Origin of the sequence: Lysobacter sp. Root690 (assembly GCF_001427785.1) — a bacterium.
Classification (GTDB): domain Bacteria; phylum Pseudomonadota; class Gammaproteobacteria; order Xanthomonadales; family Xanthomonadaceae; genus Lysobacter.
The window spans coordinates 419,999-440,338 of sequence record NZ_LMHM01000001.1 but is presented as its reverse complement, the minus strand read 5'-3'; the positions used below and the strand labels follow the sequence as shown (position 1 = coordinate 440,338).

The window sequence follows — 20,340 nt, the reverse complement described above, 5'->3', positions numbered from 1 at the left end:
GCATGAGTCTCGTGCGTTGGGTCTTGATGCCTGGAACGGGCCGGGTGGCCGGCGCGGGGCCCTGATCCGCGAGAGGACATCTTCATGAAGACCATCACCCTGACGGCGATCGCGACGCTCGCTCTGCTGTCTGCAATTGGTTTCCAGTCCGCCAAAGCGCAGGCCGCCGGCATGGACGGCGAGCGTGTGCAACAGATGCAGCACGACGACCAGACACCGGCCGATCCGGGGCGAGTGCAGGCACTGGCAAGCGCCAGGTTCCCGGACACGTTTGGCGGCTTGTATATCGAGCACCAGCCGCGTTATCGGGTGGTCGTCAATTTCAGCCGCGATGCGAACGCCAGCCTGCGCCAGTTGACCGCGGACCCGACCTTCGAAGCCGTCACCGTGGCGCATTCGCTGCGCGATCTGGATCGGATCGGCGAGACCGTCAAACAGGTATTGCGGGCGAAGGGGCTGGACTGCACCGTGTCCACCGATCCGAGGCGACCAAGCCTGAAAGTCTCGTTGCGCGACCAGGACCTGACGCCGGCCCGGGCCGCGTTGAGCGAGGCGGGGCTAATGCAGCCGTTCGTGGTCGTGGTGGCTTATGAGCTTGTCGAGCTGACCGGCGGCGGGGAGCGTTGAGCGCGGTGACTATTGCGACTGGCGTCGTTGTCGCAGTTTCGTGGTCGCGGCTTGCGCCGCTCCTACAGGAAGGCCATGCGGCTTTCGTCTGAGGTCAGATTTCATTGCCAGCGCTGCGAGGCTTGTAANGCGCATGGATGCGCGTCGCGCGCCACCGGGACAAGGATGTCCCGTGTGGCGCGTGCCTGCGTCAGCACCGCACTTGCGGGCCTTTGATTCAAAGAAAAGCATTTTTCTTTGGTTACCTTTCTTTTGTTGCTTATGACAAAAGAAAGTAACCCGCCCGCTTGCGGGCGGAAGCTATTGATCCTGCTTTAGCTTCAACGCCATAGGATCTGAACAACCTCAAGGCCTTGAGCTACATAAAAAGACGAACGCAATCCCAGCGCCGCGAACGTCAATGCACGTGCGCATCGCCACGATGCTTCAAATAACTCGCCGCAAACGGATCGAGTTCCATATCGCCCAGGTCCGCATAATCCGTCTCGCGATAATCCAAAGTCGCGGTAAACGCCCCCTCGGCGCTGACCCGTTCGAGCTTACGCAACCGCAATTCGTAAGCCCCGGCCGCGCCAGACGAAGCCTTACCTTTGCCAGCGCGATAGAACGCAGGCAACCCATCGGCCTCGATCCACTCCAACGCAATCGCCTGCCCCTCGGCGCTCTCACCGCGATACCGCAAAGCAACACCGCCGAACGCCTTGGCCTCACCATGACGCTGCAACCGAGCACGCAACTCCGGATTGATCGGACTGGCCAACTGCTCCCACTGCGGGACCTCCCCGATTGTGCGCAGATCGCCGGGCGACCACGACACGCTGCGCTGCTCCTTCGCGAACAACTCCAGGCGCGCGATGCCATCGGGCGTCCTGCGCCAGACTTCGACCGGCTCGCCCTGCATGCGGTACTCGATGCGATCGGCCGAGCGCACCAACACCAGACTGCGTTCGCCGCGCGCATCGCGGACTTGATACTCGGCGACCAACACCGGCAGCAAGGCCGCATTCGCGGCAACCGGCCCATCGCCGCGATCGCCGGCGAGCCCGACACCAGCACTCGCTTCGGATCGCGCCGCATCGCCGGCCCACACCGGACCGGCGAACGCGAGCGAAACGGCGACGCACAACGTCGCCGTACCCAGGAAATTTCGGCCGCGCATTACAGCGAGGCCGACTGCTTCGCCATGCCCGCGCGCAGGTCTTCTTCCATCAGCGGCGCATTGATCGCCGAGCGGCCGCGGCCGTTGCCGCACTGGCCCAGCAAGGTGCACAGGAAGATGCTGGTGTTGCGCTGCGACTGCGCCATCACGTGGAAGATCGTGTTCTGCTCGACCACGCCCTGGAACGCATGCGCGCCGGGGCCGCGGGCGTAGATGGCGACGTCTTCGGCGGCGTGGGTTTCATCGCCGAGCGGCACGGTGGCTTCCTGCAGGTAATTCGGGTGCGCGGTGTCGATCGCGGTCAGGTCCGGGCGCGCGTTCGGGCCGCGGTAGCCGGGGCCGTTGACGTAGCCCAGCGTGGTGTAGGGCTTGCCGTTCTTGTCGAGCGCGAGCTGGCCGTTGGTGACGACCTTGCCGAGGATGTCGTTGCCGCGATCGGGATAGCCGGCGACGGTGAAGGTGTGGCTGTGGTCGGCGGTGACGATGATCAGGGTGTCGCGCTCGGAGGTTTTCTCCAGCGCCTTGCGCACCGCGTCCGACAGCGCGATGGCGTCGGTCAGCGCGCGGCTGGCGTTGCCGGCGTGGTGGGCGTGATCGACGCGGCCGCCTTCGACCATCAGGAAGTAGCCCTTGCGGCTGCTGTTTTCCAGCACGTCGATGGCTTTCGCGGTCATGTCGGCGAGGCTGGGTTCCTTGCCGGCGTCGCTGCCGCGGTCTTGTTCGTATTCCATGTGCGAGCGTTCGAACAGGCCGAGCAGGTGACGCGTGCGGCGCGGGTCGATCGCGTCGAACTGGGCCTTGTTCCACACATACGACGAACCCGGGCGCGCGGCCCATTCGGTCGGCAGGTTACGGCCGTCCTTGCGGCGGCCGGCGGCGCCGGCGTCTTCCGGGTCGCTCACGGTGGCCGGCAGGAAGTAGCTGCGGCCGCCGCCGAGCGCGACTTCCAGGCCGTCACCGTAGGGGAATTCGATCAGCTGGCGGGCGATGTCCTTGCAGCCGTTGGCCTTGGCTTCGGCGGACAGTTCGGCGTCGCTTTCCCAGTCGCGGTTCGGCGTGTGCGAGTAGGTCGCGGCCGGGGTGGCGTGGGTGATGCGCGCGGTGCTGACGATGCCGGTGGCCAGCCCGAGCGCCTCGGACAGTTCCAGCATGCTGACCACGCCCTGGCCGCGCGCGGAGGCGCAGTCGCCGTACTTGGCCTTCTGGGTGACGCTGAGCACGCCCTGGTTGGTCTTGATGCCGGTGACCATCGCGGTCATGGTCGGCGCCGAGTCCGGGGTCTGGCCGTCGACCGAGTAGGTCTTGGACAGGCTCACGTACGGCAGGCGTTCGAACGACAGCGAATTCTCTTCGCCGCTGCCGCCCTTGAGCTGGCCTTCGCGGATGCGCGCGGCGGCGATGGTGGAAATGCCCATGCCGTCGCCGACGAACAGGATGACGTTCTTGGCCTTGCCCGGGGTCGGACGCAGGTTGGCGCCGTCGCGCGCGGTCTGCGCGCCTTCCTCGAACCAGCGCTGCGCGCTCTCGGCGCGCGGCGGGGCCTTGCGCGCGGCTTGTTTGGGCGCGGCGAAGGCGTCGGTGGACAGCAGGGGCAGGGCGACGAGCGCGGTGAGGACGGCCGCGCCGAGGACGGTGGCGGCGAAAGAATGCGGAATCTGGCGCATGCGGGGCTCGGGTAAATCAGGGGAGGCTGCACTGTGCCGAACGTGCATTGCATGCAAATGACGCGCCGGCCCGGGTCGGCCGGAAAGCGGGCGCGGGTCGCGTCTGCGGGTGTTCTTCGCAGATCGCCGCCGCTGTTCAGCTAGCACGTCACCGGCGGTTTCGCCGGAATGGGTACGCTGTCGCTATTATCTGCAGGTTCCGGCAGGAACACTGGCGCATTGCCAGACACGGCTTGGAAGCCCCGCGCCGCCGACGGCACGACGGGACGACACAGCAGTCCATGGATTCGAATCGGGAGGTTGCGTGAAACTTGTTCACAGTCTGAGTGCGTTGGCGTTGTGCGCCGTCATGGCCGCATGCAATTCCGGTAATGCGGCGTCCGAAGCCGCGGCGGCCACGTCCGCTCCGCCGCCCGCCGCCACCGCGCCGGCCGAGGCCGCGCCTGCACCCGCGCCCGACGCGAATGCGCAAGCCGCTGCGATGCCGGCCGCCGCGCCGAGCGCGGCGCCTGCGCCTGCGGATTCGGCGACGATCGTCAAGAACACCGAAGCCGCGCTCAGCAAGGGCATGGCCTACGGCGACTTCCGCAAAGCCGTGCTGGCGCAAGGCTGGCAGCCGCTGGTCGATCCGCAGTGCAAGGCCAACGTGGTCGGCGGCAAGTACGAAAAAATCTGCAAGGCCGATCCCGGCCTGTGCCAGGTCTGCGACGACCTGCCCGAACTCAATTCGTGCAGCGGCGACGCGCATTGCCTGGTGCAGTTCACCCATGCCGGCGTGACCGGCGTGCTGCAGGCCACCGGTTACGGCGAAGCGCAGTACTGGAAGGACAGCGGCAAGGATTCGGGTTTCAAGGTCACCGGTTGGGAATTGGCCGCCAAGGCCGACTGATCGCGGGCCGCCGCCGGCCGCAAACGGCGTTAAACAGGAAGCATCGGGGTGTGTGCGCGTGAGCGGCAAAGAGGACGCCGCCGCGCATGCGCCGATTCATACGACAGGAAAGGGAGATTCTCATGAGCAACAATCCATTGCTGGAACTGATGTACCGCGGCGAATCCGGCGCGGCCGGCTACAACGCGTACAACCGCGGCACCTACACCGACGACGCGGGCAGGGAGCGCATCCGCGGTCCCAATGGTCCGATCGATTTTTCGCAGATGACGCTAGGCCAGGTCATGGACCGGCAGGCGTTGCCCAACGGCAACGACGATCGCGTGTTCGCGGTCGGCAAGTACCAGATCATTCCGCAGACGATGCGCGGCGCGGTGGCCGAGATGGGCCTGGACCGCAATCAGCCGTTCACCCCGGCCCTGCAGGACAAGGTGTTCTCCGAATACCTGATCGTCGACAAGCGTCCCGAAGTGGCCGCTTACATCACCGGCAAGCCCGGTGCGACCCTGGCCGAGGCGCAGCACGGCCTGTCCAAGGAATGGGCGAGCTTCGGCGATCCGAACAAGAACGGTGCCAGCCATTACGGCGGCGCGAACCACGCCAGCATCAGCCTGCAGCAGTCGGCCGACGCGCTCAACCAGATGCGCACCGAGTACAAGGCCAACATCGACAAGGGCATGAAGCCGGATGACGCGTGGAAGGCGACCACCGGTGACGATCCTAACCGCACCCTGCCCGCGTCAATCACCACCCCGGGTTCGTCGCAGCGCGCGCCGCGCGATGCGATGGCCGACGGTGTGCTCAAGCCCGACGAACGCGGCCCGGCGGTGACTTCGTTGCAGGAGCAATTGAATAAGGCCGGTTTCCGCGATGCGCAGGGCAATGAGCTCAAGCCCGACGGCCACTACGGCAAGCACACCAAGGAAGCGGTCGAAGCGTTCCAGCGCGCCAATAATCTGGAAGTGGACGGCAAGGCCGGGCCCAAGACCCTGGAAGCGCTGAAGAACGCGCAGCCGGCCGGTCCGCAGGCCGAGCAGCCGGCGACGACGAAACCCGGTGAGGTGCAACTGTCCAATCCGGCGCATCCGGACAACGCCATGTACAAGCAGGCCGTCGCCGGTCTGGAGAAGCTCGGACCGCAGGCCGGGTTCAAGGACCACGCCGCGCTCGAGCGCGCGGCCGGAACGATGACCTACGAAGCGCGCGTCAGCGGCATGACCAAGATCGACCACGTCGTGCCCAACGCCAGCGGCACCGGTCTGTTCGCGGTGCAGGGCGAACTGCGCGATCCGGCCAGCCAGCGCGTGGTGGTGGACAAGGCGCAGGCCAGCAGCCAGAGCATCGAGCAGTCGACTCAGCAGCTCAAGCAGGACGCGCCGACGCAGAACCAGACGCAGGAACCGGCGCAGGAACGTCAGCAGCCCAAGACGATGATGGCCTGAGCCCATCGCGATCGCGGCCCGCCTCATGCATGGGGCGGGCCGTTGAGGCATCCGCGGTGCACATGCGCGTCCTTTACGACGACCGCCGCGCAAACTTCCGACACGTTGCGTGACGATTGCCGCGCGGTGATCCGCGGAGCTGTGTTTCGTATTGCGTTGTTGCCGATTTCGATCTGAATTCGCGGCCGGTCGCTATGCAACGCATCGAAGAGAAAATCTCGGCGCCAGTGCGAACGCACGCGATTGTCGTCGCACTTCCGATGGCGCGCGAGCCGCGTCCTCCGCGAAGCCACCGCGCATGTCCCGATTCGTTCCCGGATTGTTCCTGGATCGGCCGCGCCGCGATGGCTAAGGTAAATCGGCACGACGTGCATCCCAGCCAGTGCAGCGCGCACCGGGCCGTCGATCCGGGCAAGGCCACGCCGCGACCGTCGCTGTCCTCCCTGTGGGCGGTGGCGGTTCGCGGCGCGGTTTCTCTCAGCCGCACTCGGCTACGCGGCGACGATCACTGCGCCGTCGACGTCTCATGTACTTCCAGCAACAGACGCTCGAAACCTTCCTCGGTGCCGTGGATGCGCTCCTCGGCCCGTTGATGGCCGTCGAGGAACGCGACTTGCTCGGTGAAGATCATGCGCGTGCCGTGTTCGGCGGCGACGAACTGCACGGTGACCAGCGACACCGACAGCCGAGTCGCGCCGACATGCATGTCGTAGGCGTAGACGATGCGCTCGTCGTCGACGATGTCGTAGAAGTGGGCGTCGAAGCGATGGGTTTGTCCCGACGGGCCGACGACTTGGTTGGTTTCGCTGCCGCCGATGCGGAAATCCAGTCGGTAGCCGGTGTTGACCATGTCGTCGTGGCATACGAACCAACGCCGCTTGGCCTGCGCATCCGACCAAGCGCGGAACACGCGATGCGGCGGCGCCGCGAATTCGCGTTCGATCACGAAGCTGCTGTGCGCGACCGACGAGGATGGCGCGGGCGGTGCGGTCACGGTGCGTTTCCTTCGGCCGGATCGTCGGCCTGTGCGAGCAGATAGCGTTCGAGTGCGTCGAATTGACGGTTCCACTTGGCCTTGCGTTCGGCCACCCAGGACTCGACCACGCCCAAGGCATCCGGCGCGATGCGATAGGTGCGCACGCGCCCGGTTTTTTCCGAGATCACGATGCCGCCCGATTCGAGCACCGCCAAGTGCTTGACCACCGAAGGCAGCGCCATCGCCAGTGGGCGCGCGAGTTCGGACACCGAGGCCGGGCCTTCGCTGAGCCGGTCGACCATGCCGCGACGGCTGGCGTCGGCGAGCGCATGGAACATGCGGTCCAGGCGCGCGGGGTCGGGCGGCCGCGGCGTGTTCGCGCGCGGGCTCATGCGTCGTCGCGCAGGAAGCGCGCGGGGATCAGATGATTGAACGGATACATCGGGAAATACGGCCGCGCTTCGGCGATCGTGCGGCGCACCGACGGACGATCCATCAAGCGCTCGTAGTAGGCGTGCAGGTTTGGATGCTGCGATGGCAGCGGTGCGACGATGGCGGCGTAGAACAGCGCCGGCGCGGCCGCGCAATCGGCGAGACTGAAATCGTCGCCGCAGATCCAGACGCGGCCCGCAGCCTGGCGTTCGATCATCGCGTAGGCGGTCGCCAACGTGGCCTGAGCGTCGGCGAGGCCGCGCGGGTCCTTGTCGCCGGCCGCGTGCAGGTGATCGCTGACGAACTTCTGCATCGGCGCATGCACGTACAGATCGAAGAAGCGATCCCACAGCCGGACGTCCAGACGCGCGTCGTCATCGGCCGGCAGCAGCGGATGCGGGCCGGGGTAGTGGCGATCGAGGTATTCGATGATGACCGAGGTTTCCGGCACGGTCCGGTCGCGCGCGTCGTCGCGCAGCACCGGCATCTTGCCGACCGGCCACAGGTCGAGGAAACCGGCCTTGGCGTCGGGGTTGCCCAGGTCGAGCAGATGGGCCTGGAACGGCGTGCCCTGCTCGTACAGGGCGATCAAGACCTTGTGGCAGAACGATGCCAGCGGGTGGGAGTATAGGCTCAGGGACATGGAGGGCTCGCGTGCGCTAAGGTTTCCGTGTTGGCTAAGTATTGCTCTGGCGCCTGGGGATGACAAGAAAAGTTTCCTGAATGGCTTAGTGTCCTGGCCGCCCGGCGGCTCAGCGAAGCGCGCCATGCCCGCGGCCGGTTAAAGTTCGCGCTCGCACGATCTGGCGCATCGCCGCTTTTCGGAAAGGATTCGTTGATGCACGTGGCTTTGCTGGAAGACGTGCTCGCCGTGGTCAGCACCCGCATCGGCGTGGCGGTGTACGACTTCGATTTCGAGCTGTATTTCCGTTGCCGCCATCCGACCTTCTTCGACGAAGCCACGCCGTGCGTGTTGCGGGTCGGCGCGGTCGAGGACTATCGCGCGCGCTACCAGGAATTGCGCGAGTGGGGCCTGCGGCCGGTCAACACGCCCGAACAGCACGAACGCGCCAGCGAACTGGCGGTGTGGTATCCGCTGCTGACCGACATGACCCCGCGCACGCGGATATTCGAATCGCTGCCCGAGACGACGCAGATCGAGCGCGAATTCGAGTGGCCGATCTTCCTCAAGGGCTCGCGCCAGACCAGCAAGCACAACGCCAAGCTGTCGGTGATCGGCGATCGCGACCACTACGCGTGGGCCAGCGAACGCTATCGTCGCGATCCGGTGCTGCATTGGCAGCGGCCGGTGGTGCGCGAGTTCGTGCCGCTGCAGGCGGTGGCCGGCGGCATCGCCGGCAAGGTGCCGGCATCGATGGAGTTCCGCAGTTTCTGGTGGCAAGGCGCATGCGTGGGCTGGGGCCGCTATTGGTATCAGGCGGCCCAGTACGCCTGCGACGATATCGACGACGGTCTGGCGCTGGCCGCCGAAGCGGCGCGCAGGCTGCGGGTGCCGTTTCTGGTGGTCGATATCGCCAAGACCGCCGACGGGCGCTGGATCGTGATCGAGTGCAACGACGCGCAGGAATCCGGCTATGCGGCGGCCGCGCCGCGCGCGATCTGGTCGACGATTATCGAATCCCTGCAAACGGGAGCGGCATGATCCGTCGCCTGCGCATCGCAGTGAGTTGCATCGCCGCCGTCTGGCTGAGCGGCTGCGGCGTATTCGACTCGCGGGTGGAGTGGGCGTCCGGACCGTACGAAGTACTGTGGATCGACGAACCGGCCGATGCGCATCTGGCCTATCGCCTGACGGCGACCGCCAGCACGCCGGTCGTGAATACCTGCGTGTCCGCGGTCGCCGAGAACGCGGATTACATCGCGGTCCGTCAGCGCCTGCGCGTGGTGGGCGCCGTCGAGCGTTTCGTCATCCTGCCCAAGCGGCGCTACCAACCGATGGCCGATACGGCTTCGATTGTCATCGGGCCGTTGTCTGCCGCACAGTACGCGCAGGTGTCGTCGCGGCTGGCGTTGCCGGCGCTGACGCCGGTGGGGATGCCGGATATCTGCAATGGTGCGTCGCGGTTGTACGGCGGCCCCTAGCGAATCGATCCCGACCCGCGCGGTTTGAAACAACCGATTTCCAACCAACTGAGTTCAAACGATGCGACCCGCGATCGCTTGAACTCATCCCATCCGACCCGAACCCGACCGCATTCGCCATGACCGACACCGCCCGCCCGCATCACCTGAAAGCCAAATACATGCTGGCAAGCAGCGCGCTGCAAGACCCGGTGTGGTTCGTCAACACCTTCGCCGCCGACAGCGGCGAGGAAGCCTTGCGCAAGTATTGGCGCTTGCTCGGCGAAGACATGCCGGTCGAGGATCGGGTTGAGGCTGAAGGTTTGCAGGTCGATCGCGTTCGCCTGGGCGCCGAGGGCCCGAAGCTGCTGGTGCTGACCTTGCCGGCGCCGCGCAAGCGCAACGAAGCTTATTACCTGGCCGCGGCCTTGCTACCGGGGAAGCTGCGGTTCTTCTGCCTGGAATCTTCGCTGTCGGCGACCGATGGTTCGGCGACGACCGTGCTCGCCGAACTCGCGCCCGAGGGTCGTTACAACTGGGGCCCGGGCAGCGCCGCGGACGTTCGCGATTTCGTCGAGTCGCTGGGCGCGCTGTTGAGCGATGCCGATGCGCGGCCGTTGTCGTTCGTCGAGATGCAGCTCGCCTGAGCGGCGCCGCGTCAGCGGTTGGCGGTCTGAGCCAGGGCGCGCGAACCGGCCAGGATGATCCGGATCATCGTGCTCATTTCCTCGATCAGTTCCGGATCGCGCGCGCGCGGCATGTCCATCGCGCTGGCGCCCATCGCGAACACCAGGCGGGTGATCGAGCGCGCGACCACGGCCGGTTCGTACAACGGCATCTGGTCCTGCGCGGCCAGCCGGATCAGGTCGACGCGCAGTTCTTCCTCGAAGAACGACAGTTCGCGATCGACCGCGCGCTTGAACGCGTCCGAGCCGACCGTGCCTTCGCGCAACAACACGTGCAGCAGTTTGTCGTCGGCGCGTAACTGTTCCATGAAAGCCTCGAGCGAGCTGCGCACGATGCTGCGCCGGGTCGCGGCGCGATGGCGCGCCTCGCCGACGATCTTGCGCAGGGATTGCCCGGCCAGATCGATCAGCGCGACGGCGAGTTCGTCGGTGTCGCGGAACTGGCGGTAGAAGCTGTTGGGCGCGATGCCGGCTTCGCGCGCCACCTCGCGCAGGCTCAGGCTCGACACGCTGCGGTGCGGGCCGATCAGCTTGAGCGCGGCGGCGATCAGGTCTTCACGCGAGATCGTCGCCTTGCGGCCCGGGTGGATGTCGACGTCGATGTCGGTGATGCGTTGGCTCACGAGTGGCTGGCGCTAAGACGGGCAGCCGACATCATACTCCCGTCCCAGTATTAATATACGGTTGTGCACACATCTGTGCGGATATGTGTATAGTGCTCCCATGAACGCTGCCCTTCATCCCGCCAGCCACCGTCCGCGCAGCCGCCTGCGACGCCTGATCGCGCCGCTGATCGTTCCGCAAGTCTTTGATTTCTGGGCCTCGCGCCTGCATCCGACCTGGAGCTGGGAGCGTCCGCTCGCGCGCATCGTCGGCCGCAGCGAGGCTTCGGCCGATGCGGTGACCCTGTTGCTGGCGCCGAACCGCAACTGGGCCGGCCGCCGCCACGAGCCGGCCCGCGCCGGCCAGCACCTGATGATCGGCGCCCGCATCGACGGCGCGCTGGTGTCGCGCAGCTACAGCCTGTCGGAAGCCGGACGCGCCGACGGCCGCATCGCGATCACGGTCAAGGCGATCGAGGGCGGCAAGCTCAGTCGCCATCTGCACCGCGATGCGCGCGTCGGCGATGTGCTCGAACTCGGTCTGGCGTTCGGCGAGATGACCTTGCCCGCGCGTGTCGACGGCCGCTGGCTGTTCGTCGCCGCCGGCAGCGGTATCACCCCGTTGATGGCGATGACCCGCCAACTCGCCGCGCAGGGCATGCCGGCGCCGCTGACCCTGCTGTACTGGGCGCGTCGCCGCGAAGAACTGTGTTTCGTCGAGGAATTGCGCGCGCTCGCCGCGGCGCATCCGAATTTCCGCGTGCGCTTCCTGCTCACGCGGCAAGAGCCGCGCGCCGCCGACGAAGACGCCGGCCGTATCGACGCCTCGTTGCTGGATGCGCACGTCGACGATCTCGCCGCGCGTCAGGTCTATGCCTGCGGCCCCGGCGGTTTCGTCGCCAGCGCGCGCGGCCTGATCGAAACGCGCGCGCAGGCATTCGCGGCCGAGGCGTTCACGCCGCCGCCGCGCGCGGTCGAAGACACCGGCACGGTCGCGGTCACCCTCGCGCGCAGCGGCCGCACCCTGGAACTGGCGCGCGGCGAATCGCTGCTGACCGCGCTGGAAGCGCAGGGCCTGAAGTTGAATTCCGGTTGCCGCATGGGTCTGTGCAACACCTGCTCCTGCGGCAAATCCTCGGGCGCCACCCGTCATCTGCATACCGGCGACGTGCACGCCGAACCGGTGTCCTCGCTGCGTCTGTGCGTGAACAGCGCGACCAGCGACCTCGTCCTCGACCTGTGATCCGCTCATGACCGCATCCAAACGCAATCGCGCGCTGACCCCGACCGAACTCGACCGCTTCGGCGCCGAACTCGACGCGCTGCGCGCGCGCACCGTCGCCCAGATCGGCCGGGTCGACGCCGACTACATTCGCCGCGTGGTCGCGGTGGTGCGCTATACCGGTTTGCTCGGCCGCTTGCTGCTGATGGTCGGCGCGATCGGCGGCGCGTTCGTGTCGTGGCTGTTCTGGCCCGGCGTGATCCTCGGCACCGCGTTGCTGGCGCTGTCGAAGATCCTGGAGAACATGGAAGTCGGCCACAACGTCATGCACGGCCAGTACGACTGGATGCGCGATCCGCATCTGGACGGCAAGACCTACGAATGGGACATCGTCGCCACCGGCGACAACTGGCGCAAAACCCACAACTACATGCACCACACCTGGACCAACGTGCGCGGCATGGACGACGACATCGGCTACGGCCTGCTGCGTCTGTTTCCGGAGCAGCGCTGGCGTCCGTTCTATCTGCTGCAGCCGTTCATCGCGGTGGTGTTCGCGCTGCTGTTCGAGTGGGGCGTGGCGATCCAGGAACTGCGCGTGGGCCGCTGGTTCACCGGCAAGACCAAGCACCGCGCGATGTGGCGCAAGTTCGTGCCGGTCGGCCGCAAGATGGGCAAGCAGATGCTCAAGGACTACGTGCTGTTTCCCGCGTTGGCCGGCCCGTTCTTCCTGCCGGTGCTGCTCGGCAACGTCGTCGCCAACGTGATCCGCAACCTGTGGACCTACACGGTGATCTTCTGCGGCCACTTCACCGCCGACGCGGAAGTGTTCCCGAAGGAATCGGTGCGCAACGAATCGCGCGGGCATTGGTATCTGCGTCAGCTGCGCGGTTCGGCCAACCTCAGCGGCGGCAAGTGGATGGACCTGATGACCGGCAATCTGAGCCATCAGATCGAGCATCACTTTTACCCCGATCTGCCGGCGCGTCGTTATGCGGCGCTGGCGGTGGAGGTGCGCGAGATCTGCGGGCGTTATGGTCAGCATTACGACACCGGCTCGCTGCCCCGGCAGTTCGGCCAAGTGATGTGGCGGATCGTGCGGCATGCGTGGCCGAGCCGGCCGCGTGCGCGGAGACCGTTGGTGCGGGCTGAGGCGGTTGAGGCGCAGGGTTGATGGGGTTGGGGCTACGACGGCGAAAGCAGTAGCCTCAACAGCAACAGCAACAGCAACAGCTCAAATCCCCCGCGTCCGCTGCGCGGACGCCGCCCCCTTTTTCTAAAGTGGGCAACGGCAAAAGCTGCTTCCCCTTGAGTGATCGCGTTTTTCGACGCGTATCGATTCACCCGTTGGATTCCCCCCTTTGAAAAAGGGGGGCTAGGGGGGATTTGCTTTTGCTCCGCCGATCCGCCATCGCTCATGGCGAATCCAAAACGCCACGCATCAAGCCGCCCGCTTGAACCCCAACGCCTCTTCCAACCCGATCTCACCCGCGAACCCACCCGCGCTGATCGCGGCCGTCTGCTGCTCGATCGCATGGGCGAAGATCACCGCCGGATCGGCTTCCAGCTTGTCGTACAGGCGTTGCAGGTTCGGATAGTCGCGGCGATCGACCACGGCGTGATACTTCGTCCAGCGCGCGACGCCGATGAAGTAGGCGTCGGCCAAAGTGCGATGCTCGCCGAGCAGCCACGGCCGGTCGCCCAGCATGCGTTCGAGTTGCGCGTGTGCGCGCTCGACCTTGCCGCGGCCGTACGCGGTCAACGCGACCTTCTCGTGCTCGTCGCTCTCGTGTTCGAGCAGATGCCACAGCGGCGCGAACGCATTGAAGAAAGTGGTGTTGAGGAAGGCGAGCATGCGGTTGAGCTCGTCGAACTCGCGCGTGCCCTGAGCGAAGGCGATGCCGCTGGCGATGGCGTCGGCGCCGATGTGATTGAGGATCGCCAGGCTTTCGGCCAGCACGTCGCCGCGCGCGGTCAGCAGCGCCGGGGTTTCGCCGACCGGATTGATCGCGCGGTAGGCCGCGGTATGGATCTTCTCGGGCATGTCGACCCGCACCAGCCGGTAGGGCAGGCCGGACCATTCCAACGCGACGATGGAGCCGAACGAGCAGCCGGACGGGACGCCGTAGTAGAGGATCGGGGACATCGGAATTCCTTGAGTGATGAGGGTTGGCAGCGGCGGGGCCGGGCGAGACCAAGCTCGCATGCAGGTCCGCCGCCTGCGTGCCGATCACTGTAGGTATGTGAACTTGCTCCGGGTAGTCGGCGAAAAGTGGACGCAAAGTCTGCCTGTGTGTACTTTGCGGCGATGCTCAATCTCAACGATCTGGTCCTGTTCGCCGCCTCGGTCGAGCACGGCGGCTTCGCCGCGGCCTCGCGCCGGCTCGGCGTGCCCAAGTCCACGCTGAGCAAACGCGTGGCCGCGCTTGAGGACGATCTGGGCGTGCGCCTGATCCACCGCACCTCGCGCAGTTTCACCTTGACCGACACCGGTCGCGATTTCTACGAACACGCGCGCGCCGCGCTGATCGAAACCGAAGCGGCCGAGGACAGCGTGCGCCGCCGCGTCGCCGAGCCAACCGGCAAGGTCCGGATCAGCTGCGGCGTGCCGACCGCGCAGGACTATCTGGCCGAACATCTGCCGGTGCTCGCTCGTCGGTATCCGCGCATGCACGTGCTGGTCGACGTCAGCGATCGCCGCGTCGATCTGGTCCAGGAGGGCTACGACATCGCGGTGCGCAGCCATTTCGCGCCGTTGCCGGATTCGGGATTGATCCAGCGTCAGGCCCTGGTCGAGGACATCGTGCTGGTGGCCGCGCCGATGTATCTGGCCGAACACGGTCTGCCGAGCGGGCCGCCGGAACTGAGCGAACACGATGCCTTGTTGACCGGCCAGGCCGGCGGCGATGCCTGGCATCTGACCCGGATCGACGGCGCGCAGGCGCAGGTCGAGCCGCGCGCGCGGATGACCGCGAACGAGGGCCGGGTGTTGCGCGCAGGCGCCGTGGCCGGCCTGGGCATCACCGTGCTGCCCGAACGCATGTGCCGCGCCGAACTGAGCAACGGCCAACTGCTGCGCGTGTTGCCCGAGTGGACCGCCGGCCGCGTGACCACGACCTTACTGGTGCCGCATCGGCGCGGCCAGTTGCCGAGCGTGCGCGCGACGGTGGAGTTCCTGCTCGACAGTCTCGCGCTCTCCTGAGCTACGTCGCCCACGTTTCAACCGGCTTCGAATGTTTCAGTCGGCGTCCTCGATCGCGCCTTCGGTAACGATCAGCAGCACCGTGCTAGCCGAATCCAACCCATGCAGCTCGCGCCGCGCGCGACCGTGGGCCGCATGCAACAAACCGGCCACGCCGGCCGCGCCCGATGGCGTGCTGCGCGGGCCGCCGCATTCCGACAGTTCGCGCGGCGCACGTCGCAAGGCCGGCTCGTCGACACACAGCGCCTGCGCGCGATGCCACAGCAACAAGGCCAGCGCGGAGGCCGAGGCGAGTCCGCACGACAGCATCTGCGCCGAGGTGTCCAGGTCGCCTTCGATCTGTATCGGCTTGCCATGCGCCAGCGCGCGCGCCACGCACGCAGCGGCGTCGGGTTCGACCACGATCAAGCGCCGCGGCGCCAGCGCCTGTGCATGCAGGCCACCGGCGAGCGCGGCCGCCAGTCCGCCGACCCCGGCCTGCACGAACAGATGGCTGACGCTGGTCGCCGCGTACGCGCGCAACTGCGACGCGAGTTCGCGCGCGATCAGACCGTAACCCGCCATCACGTCGATCACCGCCGGATCGGTGGCATCGTCGCTGGTGTCGGCGATCAACAAGCCATCGCCGCGCGTCTCCACAGCGCGCGCGGCCAGGACCGCGTCGTCGTAACTGCCGTCCACCATCACCACTTCGCCGCCGAGCGCTCGGATGCGCGCCGCGCGCACCGCCCCGACCGCTGCGGGCAGAAACACAGTAGCGACCACACCCGCGTGCTGCGCCGCCGCGGCCACGGCCAAGCCATGGTTGCCGTCGCTCGCGCAGACCAGACGCAGCGGCGAGGGCCATGCGCGGCAACGATGGCGAAGTTCATCGAGGGACTGCGCACCGGTGATCCTCGCCAGTCCGCGCAAGCCGGCGACCATGCCGCCGAGCGCCTTGAAATTGCCCAGCGGCCGTTCGTTCTCGGCCTTGGCCAGCACGCGCGCGACGCCGGCGCGACGCGCGAGCGCGGGCAGTTCGATCAACCGCGTGGGTCGGTAATCCGGCCACAGCCGGTTCGGGTCGCTCAGCCAATGTTCGCTCATGTCGCCAGTGTGGGCGGCGACGCGCGCCGGTTGGCGGCGAGATCGGCGGCGTGGCGCGGGATTTCGGCGCGTTCGCGCTTGCGCTTGCAGCGGGCCCGCGTACTCGCGCGCGCTTGTGAGCGCGGCTCAGTCGTCCTCGTCGAGCGCCACCGGAATGGTCAGCCCGCGCTTGACCAGACTCAGCGCGACATTGGTGGTGAAACGGCGGATGTTCGGATTCTCGCCGACCATGCGGATCATCAGTGCGTCGAAGTCCTCGGTGTCCGGCGCGGTCACCACTAATACGAAATCGGCCTCGCCGGTGACGTAGAACACCTGCTGCACCTGATCCTGCGCGCCCAGCCAGCGGCGCAGTTGCGCGAGCAGTTCCGGGCGCTCGCGCTCGACCTGCAGCGAGACGACGAAGAAGGTCGGTTTGCCGACCTGCTTGGGATCGACCACCGCGGTTTCGCGCACGATCACCCCGGCCTCGCGCATGCGTCGCAGCCGGCGCTGGATCGCCGAGGGCGACAGCGCGACTTGTTCGGCGAGACGGTCGGCGGTCTGGCCGGCGTCTTCCTGCACCAGGTTCAGCAGCTGACGGTCGAATCGATCGAGTTTCATGGCCGCATCTTAGAGCGCGAACGCGCCGGAAAACCGCGCGGGCCGGTATCGGTTCGCGGCGAAAGCGCGGGGCCGCGCCGTTAGCATTTTCGCCTCATCGAGAGGTCAATGCATGGATTTCCCCGCGCTTTCGCTCCATATCGACCACGCCTGGCAGGACCGGATCCTGCCGGCGCTGTGCGATTACATAGCCATCCCGTGCCAATCGCCGGCGTTCGATCCCGACTGGGCCGGCAACGGCCACATGGACCGCGCGATCGAATTGATGACGCAATGGGCGCGCGAACAACTGCGAGATCTGGCCGGCGCCACGGTCGAGGTACTGCGTTTGCCCGGGCGCACGCCGCTGATATACATCGATGTGCCCGGCGAAGCGGGCCCGCCGAGCCTGATCTACGGCCACCTCGACAAACAGCCGCCGATGCCGGGCTGGGCACCGGGCCGCGCGGCCTGGACGCCGGTGCTCGAAGGCGAGCGTCTGTACGGACGCGGCGGCGCCGACGACGGCTACGCGATCTTCGCCGCGATCGCCGCGCTGCGCGCCTTGCGCGATCAGGGGCTGGCGCATCCGCGTTGTCTGATCGTGATCGAGGCCAGCGAAGAATCGGGCAGCGTCGATTTGCCGGCGTACATCGAACTGCTGGCGCCGCGGCTCGGCGAGCCGCGCCTGATCATCGCGCTCGACGCCGGCTGCGGCGATTACGATCAGTTGTGGACCACGACCTCGCTGCGCGGACAGGTCGCCGGAACCCTGAGCGTGCGGGTGCTCGATGAAGGCGTGCATTCGGGCGATGCGTCGGGGATCGTGCCGTCGAGTTTCCGCATCGTCCGTCAATTGTTGTCGCGGCTGGAAGATCCGATCAGCGGCGACGTGATCGCCGACTTCCAGGTCGAGATCCCCGCGGCGCGGCGCGAGCAGGCCTGGCTCGCGGCGAATGCCTTGGGCGAAGGACTGGTGCGCGGGTTTCCGTTTCATGCCGACACCCGTCCGGTCAACGAGGCGCCCGGCGAACTGGCGCTCAACCGCGCCTGGCGCGCGCAACTGGCGATCACCGGTATCGACGGCCTGCCGGCGGTGGCCGATGCCGCCGCGGTGATGCAGCCGCATACCGCGCTCAAGCTGAGCCTGCGTTTGCCGCCGACCCTCGACCCGCAGGTCGCATCGCAGCGGTTGAAAGAACTGCTCGAAGCCGACCCGCCGTATCGTAGCCAGGTCGGGTTTACCATCGATTCGGTCAGCGAAGGCTGGCACGCGCCGCCGGTCGCGCCGTGGTTGGCGGACAGCCTGCAACGCGCATCGCACGATGCGTTCGGCCGCGACGGCGCCTTGATCGGCGGCGGTGGCGGCATTCCGTTTCTGGCCATGCTCGGCGAACGTTTTCCACAGGCGCAGTTCGTGGTTACCGGCGTGCTCGGGCCGCAATCCAACGCGCACGGACCGAACGAGTTCCTGCATCTGCCGACCGCGCGCCGCATCACCGCGGCGCTGGCGTGCTTGCTGCATGATGCGCGCGGCGATGTCGATCCGCGATGACGTTAGTGCTTTGATCCCTATCTGCTTCTCAGGAACCCGCCCCATGCAATTGCTCTATCAAACCCACTCGCCGTACGCGCGCAAGGCGTTGGTGTTCGCGCACGAGGCCGGGCTGGCCGATCGGATCGAGGTGGTGCATCACGAAACCAGCCCGACTCTGCGCAACGACGCGGTGTACGCGCAGAACCCGCTCGGCAAGGTGCCGGTGTTGATTCGTCCCGGCCAGTCGGCACTGTTCGACTCCGACATCATCTGCGCCTACCTCGACACCTTGCACGAGCGCGCGCCGCTGATTCCGCGCGACGGCGAAGCGCGTTGGCAGGCCTTGCGCCTGCAGGCGATCGCGCAGGGCCTGGCCGATGCCGGGATCAAGGTGCGTTGGGAAACCGTGCGTCGGCCCGAGGCCTTGCGCTACGACGCGTTGCGCGAGGCCTACACGCTCAAGCTGATCGAGAGCTACGACTGGCTGGAACGCGAACTCGATGCCTACGCTCCGCTGCACGTCGGCCATATTTCCATCGCCACCGCGCTGAGCTGGCTGGCATTTCGCGAATTGCCGGATTTTCGCGAGGGCCGGCCGAAACTCAGCGGTTGGTTGGATGCGTTCGAACGGCGCGATTCGATGCGGGCCACGCCGTTGTCGGGCGAGACCCACGATTGAGCCGCGCGCTTCATCAGTAAAACGCGTCTACCTCGGCCGACGCCCGCTTCAATCGCGGCTGTCGGCCAGAAGGGTTGTCGACGTCGACGTCGGCGCCGTCGGAATAACCACTGGGGTGGTATGCGCCAACGCGCGCTCGGGCGGTCCGAATAACTGCCCGAACATGCCGCGCAGGCCGCGCGCGCGCCAGGCGTCGCCGAACATCGCGATCCACTCGTGGAAGGTCAGCTTGATCGGATTGTGGCTGTGGATCTGGCCGATGATGCCGTACTCGCACGGCACCGCGTCGTCTTCCTCGACATAGGTGCCGAACAACTTGTCCCAGACGATCAGCACACCGGCGTAATTGCGGTCGATGTACTTCGCGTTGCGCGCGTGATGCACGCGATGGTGCGACGGCGTGTTGAACACTTTCTCCAGCCAGCTGAGCTTGCCGACCGCCTGGGTGTGCACGAAGAACTGGAACGCCAGATTGATCGCGACCACCGCGACGATGTGCTTGGGTTCGAAGCCGATCCACGCCAGCGGCAGCCAGAACAGCCACATGCCGGAAATCGGATAGGTCAGGCTCTGCCGGAACGCGGTCGACAGGTTGAGCCGCTCGGAGGAATGGTGGGTGACGTGCGAGGCCCACATCCAGCGGATGCGATGGCTGGCGCGGTGAAACCAGTAGTAAAAGAAATCCTGGGCCAGGAACAGGCCGGCGATGGTCCAGGCCGAGGCCGGCAGTTCGAACAATCGATGTGCGTAGACGGCGTAGTACAGCCCGATCACGATCAGCCAGGCGACCGCGTCGCTGGCCTGGTGCATCAACGCCAGCGCCGCGTTCGACAAGGTGTCGCGCAGGCTGTACTGATCGGGTCGGCGCTTGCGCCAGTACCAGGCTTCCAGCGCGATCAGCAGAAGGAACACCGGCGCCAGCGCCATCAGGATCCACTCTTCCATCAGCGCCGCTCCTCGCGCCACGCGGTTTCCAGGGTTTGCGCCATGCGTTCCAGGCAGCGCCGCATGGCCGCGCGCATGCAGCCTTGCAGCAGCGGCGCGGCCAATGGCCAGGCCAGGAACGAGGTAAGTTCGAATCGGTAGGTCCACACCACCCGGGTGATGTTCGCCGCGCGCGGATCGTCGGCGTCGGGTTCGGCGTGAAAGCGCCAATCGGCCTGACCCTCGCGCGCCAGCCACGACAGCGGCGCGCGGAAGCCGTCGAGCACGTAGGCGTGGTGGTGCGGAGGTTGCAGCGCGGTGATGCGTTCGCGCAGCTTGGAACCGTCGCGGTTCTCCAGCGCGCGCAGGCTGCCGGGCGCGGGCGGCGACAGCGGGGTGATGCGCTTGAGTCCGGGAATCGGGCCGTAGCCTTCGAACAGGGCCGGGAAGCGTTCGTGGTCCAGCGCCAGCGCGAACACCGCCTCGGGCGCGGCGGCGATGCTGCGTTCGGCGGTGAAGGTCAGGTGCATGAGCGGAGTCTAGGAGGGC

The 20,340-nt window shown here is 66.8% G+C and carries 22 protein-coding genes; 11 read left to right on the top strand and 11 right to left on the bottom strand.

The window, feature by feature from the left end:
- Nucleotides 1-84: 84 nt before the first annotated feature.
- Nucleotides 85-627 (top strand): hypothetical protein, encoded by a 543-nt coding sequence (locus tag ASD86_RS01910; protein WP_056106267.1) that lies wholly within the window; start codon nt 85-87, stop codon nt 625-627.
- Nucleotides 628-1,024: 397 nt separating this feature from the next.
- On the opposite strand, the gene ASD86_RS01905 is transcribed toward ASD86_RS01910, so the two are convergent.
- Together ASD86_RS01905 and ASD86_RS01900 are read right to left on the bottom strand one after the other, a co-directional pair.
- Complete coding sequence (locus ASD86_RS01905) at nt 1,025-1,558, bottom strand: hypothetical protein (RefSeq protein ID WP_235567634.1); 534 nt, start codon at nt 1,556-1,558, stop codon at nt 1,025-1,027.
- A gap of 227 nt (nt 1,559-1,785) precedes the next feature.
- Nucleotides 1,786-3,450, bottom strand: coding sequence for an alkaline phosphatase (locus tag ASD86_RS01900; RefSeq protein WP_082577974.1), 1,665 nt, complete (start codon nt 3,448-3,450; stop codon nt 1,786-1,788).
- 304 nt (nt 3,451-3,754) lie between these two features.
- Between ASD86_RS01900 and ASD86_RS01895 the strand changes: the two genes are divergently transcribed.
- On the top strand, nt 3,755-4,339 hold the full coding sequence (locus ASD86_RS01895; RefSeq protein WP_157476002.1) for a hypothetical protein: 585 nt from the start codon (nt 3,755-3,757) through the stop codon (nt 4,337-4,339).
- 122 nt (nt 4,340-4,461) lie between these two features.
- Entirely contained in the window at nt 4,462-5,781 is a 1,320-nt protein-coding gene (locus ASD86_RS27635) for a peptidoglycan-binding protein (protein WP_056106259.1), read from the top strand.
- Between the two features lie 505 nt (nt 5,782-6,286).
- On the opposite strand, the gene ASD86_RS01885 is transcribed toward ASD86_RS27635, so the two are convergent.
- From ASD86_RS01885 to ASD86_RS01875, 3 genes are read right to left on the bottom strand one after another with little or no spacing between them, the layout of a single operon-like run.
- A complete protein-coding gene (locus ASD86_RS01885; RefSeq protein WP_056106256.1) occupies nt 6,287-6,775 on the bottom strand; it encodes an SRPBCC family protein in 489 nt (162 codons plus the stop codon).
- Nucleotides 6,772-7,149, bottom strand: coding sequence for a metalloregulator ArsR/SmtB family transcription factor (locus ASD86_RS01880; protein WP_056106253.1), 378 nt, complete (start codon nt 7,147-7,149; stop codon nt 6,772-6,774). Before ASD86_RS01880 ends, ASD86_RS01885 begins: the two co-directional genes overlap by 4 nt.
- Nucleotides 7,146-7,832, bottom strand: coding sequence for a glutathione S-transferase family protein (locus tag ASD86_RS01875; RefSeq protein WP_056106251.1), 687 nt, complete (start codon nt 7,830-7,832; stop codon nt 7,146-7,148). The genes ASD86_RS01880 and ASD86_RS01875 overlap by 4 nt, the downstream gene beginning before the upstream one ends.
- 195 nt (nt 7,833-8,027) lie before the next feature.
- Here ASD86_RS01875 and ASD86_RS01870 point away from each other — a divergent pair, with 195 nt between their 5' ends.
- From ASD86_RS01870 to ASD86_RS01860, 3 genes are all read left to right on the top strand, one after another.
- Nucleotides 8,028-8,852, top strand: coding sequence for an ATP-grasp domain-containing protein (locus ASD86_RS01870; RefSeq protein WP_082577972.1), 825 nt, complete (start codon nt 8,028-8,030; stop codon nt 8,850-8,852).
- Complete coding sequence (locus ASD86_RS01865; RefSeq protein ID WP_056106245.1) at nt 8,849-9,292, top strand: hypothetical protein; 444 nt, start codon at nt 8,849-8,851, stop codon at nt 9,290-9,292. Before ASD86_RS01870 ends, ASD86_RS01865 begins: the two co-directional genes overlap by 4 nt.
- A 119-nt stretch (nt 9,293-9,411) precedes the next feature.
- Nucleotides 9,412-9,918 (top strand): hypothetical protein, encoded by a 507-nt coding sequence (locus tag ASD86_RS01860; protein WP_056106242.1) that lies wholly within the window; start codon nt 9,412-9,414, stop codon nt 9,916-9,918.
- A gap of 11 nt (nt 9,919-9,929) precedes the next feature.
- Here ASD86_RS01860 and fabR read toward each other — a convergent pair whose 3' ends face one another.
- Nucleotides 9,930-10,568: an HTH-type transcriptional repressor FabR gene (gene fabR, locus ASD86_RS01855; RefSeq protein WP_056107048.1), complete on the bottom strand. Its 639-nt coding sequence runs from the start codon at nt 10,566-10,568 to the stop codon at nt 9,930-9,932.
- A 112-nt stretch (nt 10,569-10,680) separates the two neighbouring features.
- Here fabR and ASD86_RS01850 point away from each other — a divergent pair, with 112 nt between their 5' ends.
- Both ASD86_RS01850 and ASD86_RS01845 read left to right on the top strand, forming a co-directional pair.
- Complete coding sequence (locus ASD86_RS01850; protein WP_056106240.1) at nt 10,681-11,802, top strand: ferredoxin reductase; 1,122 nt, start codon at nt 10,681-10,683, stop codon at nt 11,800-11,802.
- A gap of 7 nt (nt 11,803-11,809) precedes the next feature.
- Nucleotides 11,810-12,955: an acyl-CoA desaturase gene (locus ASD86_RS01845; protein ID WP_056106237.1), complete on the top strand. Its 1,146-nt coding sequence runs from the start codon at nt 11,810-11,812 to the stop codon at nt 12,953-12,955.
- Between the two features lie 267 nt (nt 12,956-13,222).
- Here ASD86_RS01845 and ASD86_RS01840 read toward each other — a convergent pair whose 3' ends face one another.
- Nucleotides 13,223-13,927: a glutathione S-transferase family protein gene (locus tag ASD86_RS01840; RefSeq protein WP_056106235.1), complete on the bottom strand. Its 705-nt coding sequence runs from the start codon at nt 13,925-13,927 to the stop codon at nt 13,223-13,225.
- 126 nt (nt 13,928-14,053) lie between these two features.
- Between ASD86_RS01840 and ASD86_RS01835 the strand changes: the two genes are divergently transcribed.
- The gene (locus ASD86_RS01835) at nt 14,054-14,983 is read left to right on the top strand and encodes a LysR substrate-binding domain-containing protein (RefSeq protein ID WP_200957155.1); all 930 of its coding nucleotides are present in this window, start codon (nt 14,054-14,056) and stop codon (nt 14,981-14,983) included.
- Nucleotides 14,984-15,019: 36 nt separating this feature from the next.
- Here the strand turns inward: ASD86_RS01835 and ASD86_RS01830 are convergent, their stop codons facing one another.
- Together ASD86_RS01830 and ASD86_RS01825 are read right to left on the bottom strand one after the other, a co-directional pair.
- Nucleotides 15,020-16,069: a pyridoxal-phosphate dependent enzyme gene (locus tag ASD86_RS01830; protein ID WP_056106230.1), complete on the bottom strand. Its 1,050-nt coding sequence runs from the start codon at nt 16,067-16,069 to the stop codon at nt 15,020-15,022.
- A 126-nt stretch (nt 16,070-16,195) separates the two neighbouring features.
- Complete coding sequence (locus tag ASD86_RS01825) at nt 16,196-16,672, bottom strand: Lrp/AsnC family transcriptional regulator (RefSeq protein ID WP_056106227.1); 477 nt, start codon at nt 16,670-16,672, stop codon at nt 16,196-16,198.
- A 112-nt stretch (nt 16,673-16,784) separates the two neighbouring features.
- Here ASD86_RS01825 and ASD86_RS01820 point away from each other — a divergent pair, with 112 nt between their 5' ends.
- Complete coding sequence (locus ASD86_RS01820) at nt 16,785-18,206, top strand: M20/M25/M40 family metallo-hydrolase (protein ID WP_056106223.1); 1,422 nt, start codon at nt 16,785-16,787, stop codon at nt 18,204-18,206.
- Between the two features lie 43 nt (nt 18,207-18,249).
- A complete protein-coding gene (locus ASD86_RS01815) occupies nt 18,250-18,867 on the top strand; it encodes a glutathione S-transferase (protein ID WP_056106219.1) in 618 nt (205 codons plus the stop codon).
- Nucleotides 18,868-18,915: 48 nt separating this feature from the next.
- Here ASD86_RS01815 and ASD86_RS01810 read toward each other — a convergent pair whose 3' ends face one another.
- Nucleotides 18,916-19,812, bottom strand: a complete 897-nt coding sequence (locus tag ASD86_RS01810) for a sterol desaturase family protein (protein ID WP_082577971.1) — start codon at nt 19,810-19,812, stop codon at nt 18,916-18,918.
- A complete protein-coding gene (locus ASD86_RS01805; RefSeq protein ID WP_056106215.1) occupies nt 19,812-20,321 on the bottom strand; it encodes an SRPBCC family protein in 510 nt (169 codons plus the stop codon). The genes ASD86_RS01810 and ASD86_RS01805 overlap by 1 nt, the downstream gene beginning before the upstream one ends.
- Nucleotides 20,322-20,340 lie beyond the last annotated feature (19 nt).

Excerpts from the sequence above, each read along its gene's own strand:
- ASD86_RS01845 (WP_056106237.1), top strand. The coding sequence starts at position 11,810 with ATGACCGCATCCAAACGCAATCGCGCGCTGACCCCGACCGAACTCGAC.
- ASD86_RS01870 (WP_082577972.1), top strand. The coding sequence starts at position 8,028 with ATGCACGTGGCTTTGCTGGAAGACGTGCTCGCCGTGGTCAGCACCCGC.
- ASD86_RS01810 (WP_082577971.1), bottom strand. The coding sequence starts at position 19,812 with ATGGAAGAGTGGATCCTGATGGCGCTGGCGCCGGTGTTCCTTCTGCTG.
- ASD86_RS01815 (WP_056106219.1), top strand. The coding sequence starts at position 18,250 with ATGCAATTGCTCTATCAAACCCACTCGCCGTACGCGCGCAAGGCGTTG.
- ASD86_RS01805 (WP_056106215.1), bottom strand. The coding sequence starts at position 20,321 with ATGCACCTGACCTTCACCGCCGAACGCAGCATCGCCGCCGCGCCCGAG.
- ASD86_RS01880 (WP_056106253.1), bottom strand. The coding sequence starts at position 7,149 with ATGAGCCCGCGCGCGAACACGCCGCGGCCGCCCGACCCCGCGCGCCTG.
- ASD86_RS01875 (WP_056106251.1), bottom strand. The coding sequence starts at position 7,832 with ATGTCCCTGAGCCTATACTCCCACCCGCTGGCATCGTTCTGCCACAAG.
- ASD86_RS01910 (WP_056106267.1), top strand. The coding sequence starts at position 85 with ATGAAGACCATCACCCTGACGGCGATCGCGACGCTCGCTCTGCTGTCT.
- ASD86_RS01865 (WP_056106245.1), top strand. The coding sequence starts at position 8,849 with ATGATCCGTCGCCTGCGCATCGCAGTGAGTTGCATCGCCGCCGTCTGG.
- ASD86_RS01840 (WP_056106235.1), bottom strand. The coding sequence starts at position 13,927 with ATGTCCCCGATCCTCTACTACGGCGTCCCGTCCGGCTGCTCGTTCGGC.
- ASD86_RS01900 (WP_082577974.1), bottom strand. The coding sequence starts at position 3,450 with ATGCGCCAGATTCCGCATTCTTTCGCCGCCACCGTCCTCGGCGCGGCC.
- ASD86_RS27635 (WP_056106259.1), top strand. The coding sequence starts at position 4,462 with ATGAGCAACAATCCATTGCTGGAACTGATGTACCGCGGCGAATCCGGC.
- ASD86_RS01820 (WP_056106223.1), top strand. The coding sequence starts at position 16,785 with ATGGATTTCCCCGCGCTTTCGCTCCATATCGACCACGCCTGGCAGGAC.
- ASD86_RS01825 (WP_056106227.1), bottom strand. The coding sequence starts at position 16,672 with ATGAAACTCGATCGATTCGACCGTCAGCTGCTGAACCTGGTGCAGGAA.
- ASD86_RS01830 (WP_056106230.1), bottom strand. The coding sequence starts at position 16,069 with ATGAGCGAACATTGGCTGAGCGACCCGAACCGGCTGTGGCCGGATTAC.
- ASD86_RS01850 (WP_056106240.1), top strand. The coding sequence starts at position 10,681 with ATGAACGCTGCCCTTCATCCCGCCAGCCACCGTCCGCGCAGCCGCCTG.
- ASD86_RS01860 (WP_056106242.1), top strand. The coding sequence starts at position 9,412 with ATGACCGACACCGCCCGCCCGCATCACCTGAAAGCCAAATACATGCTG.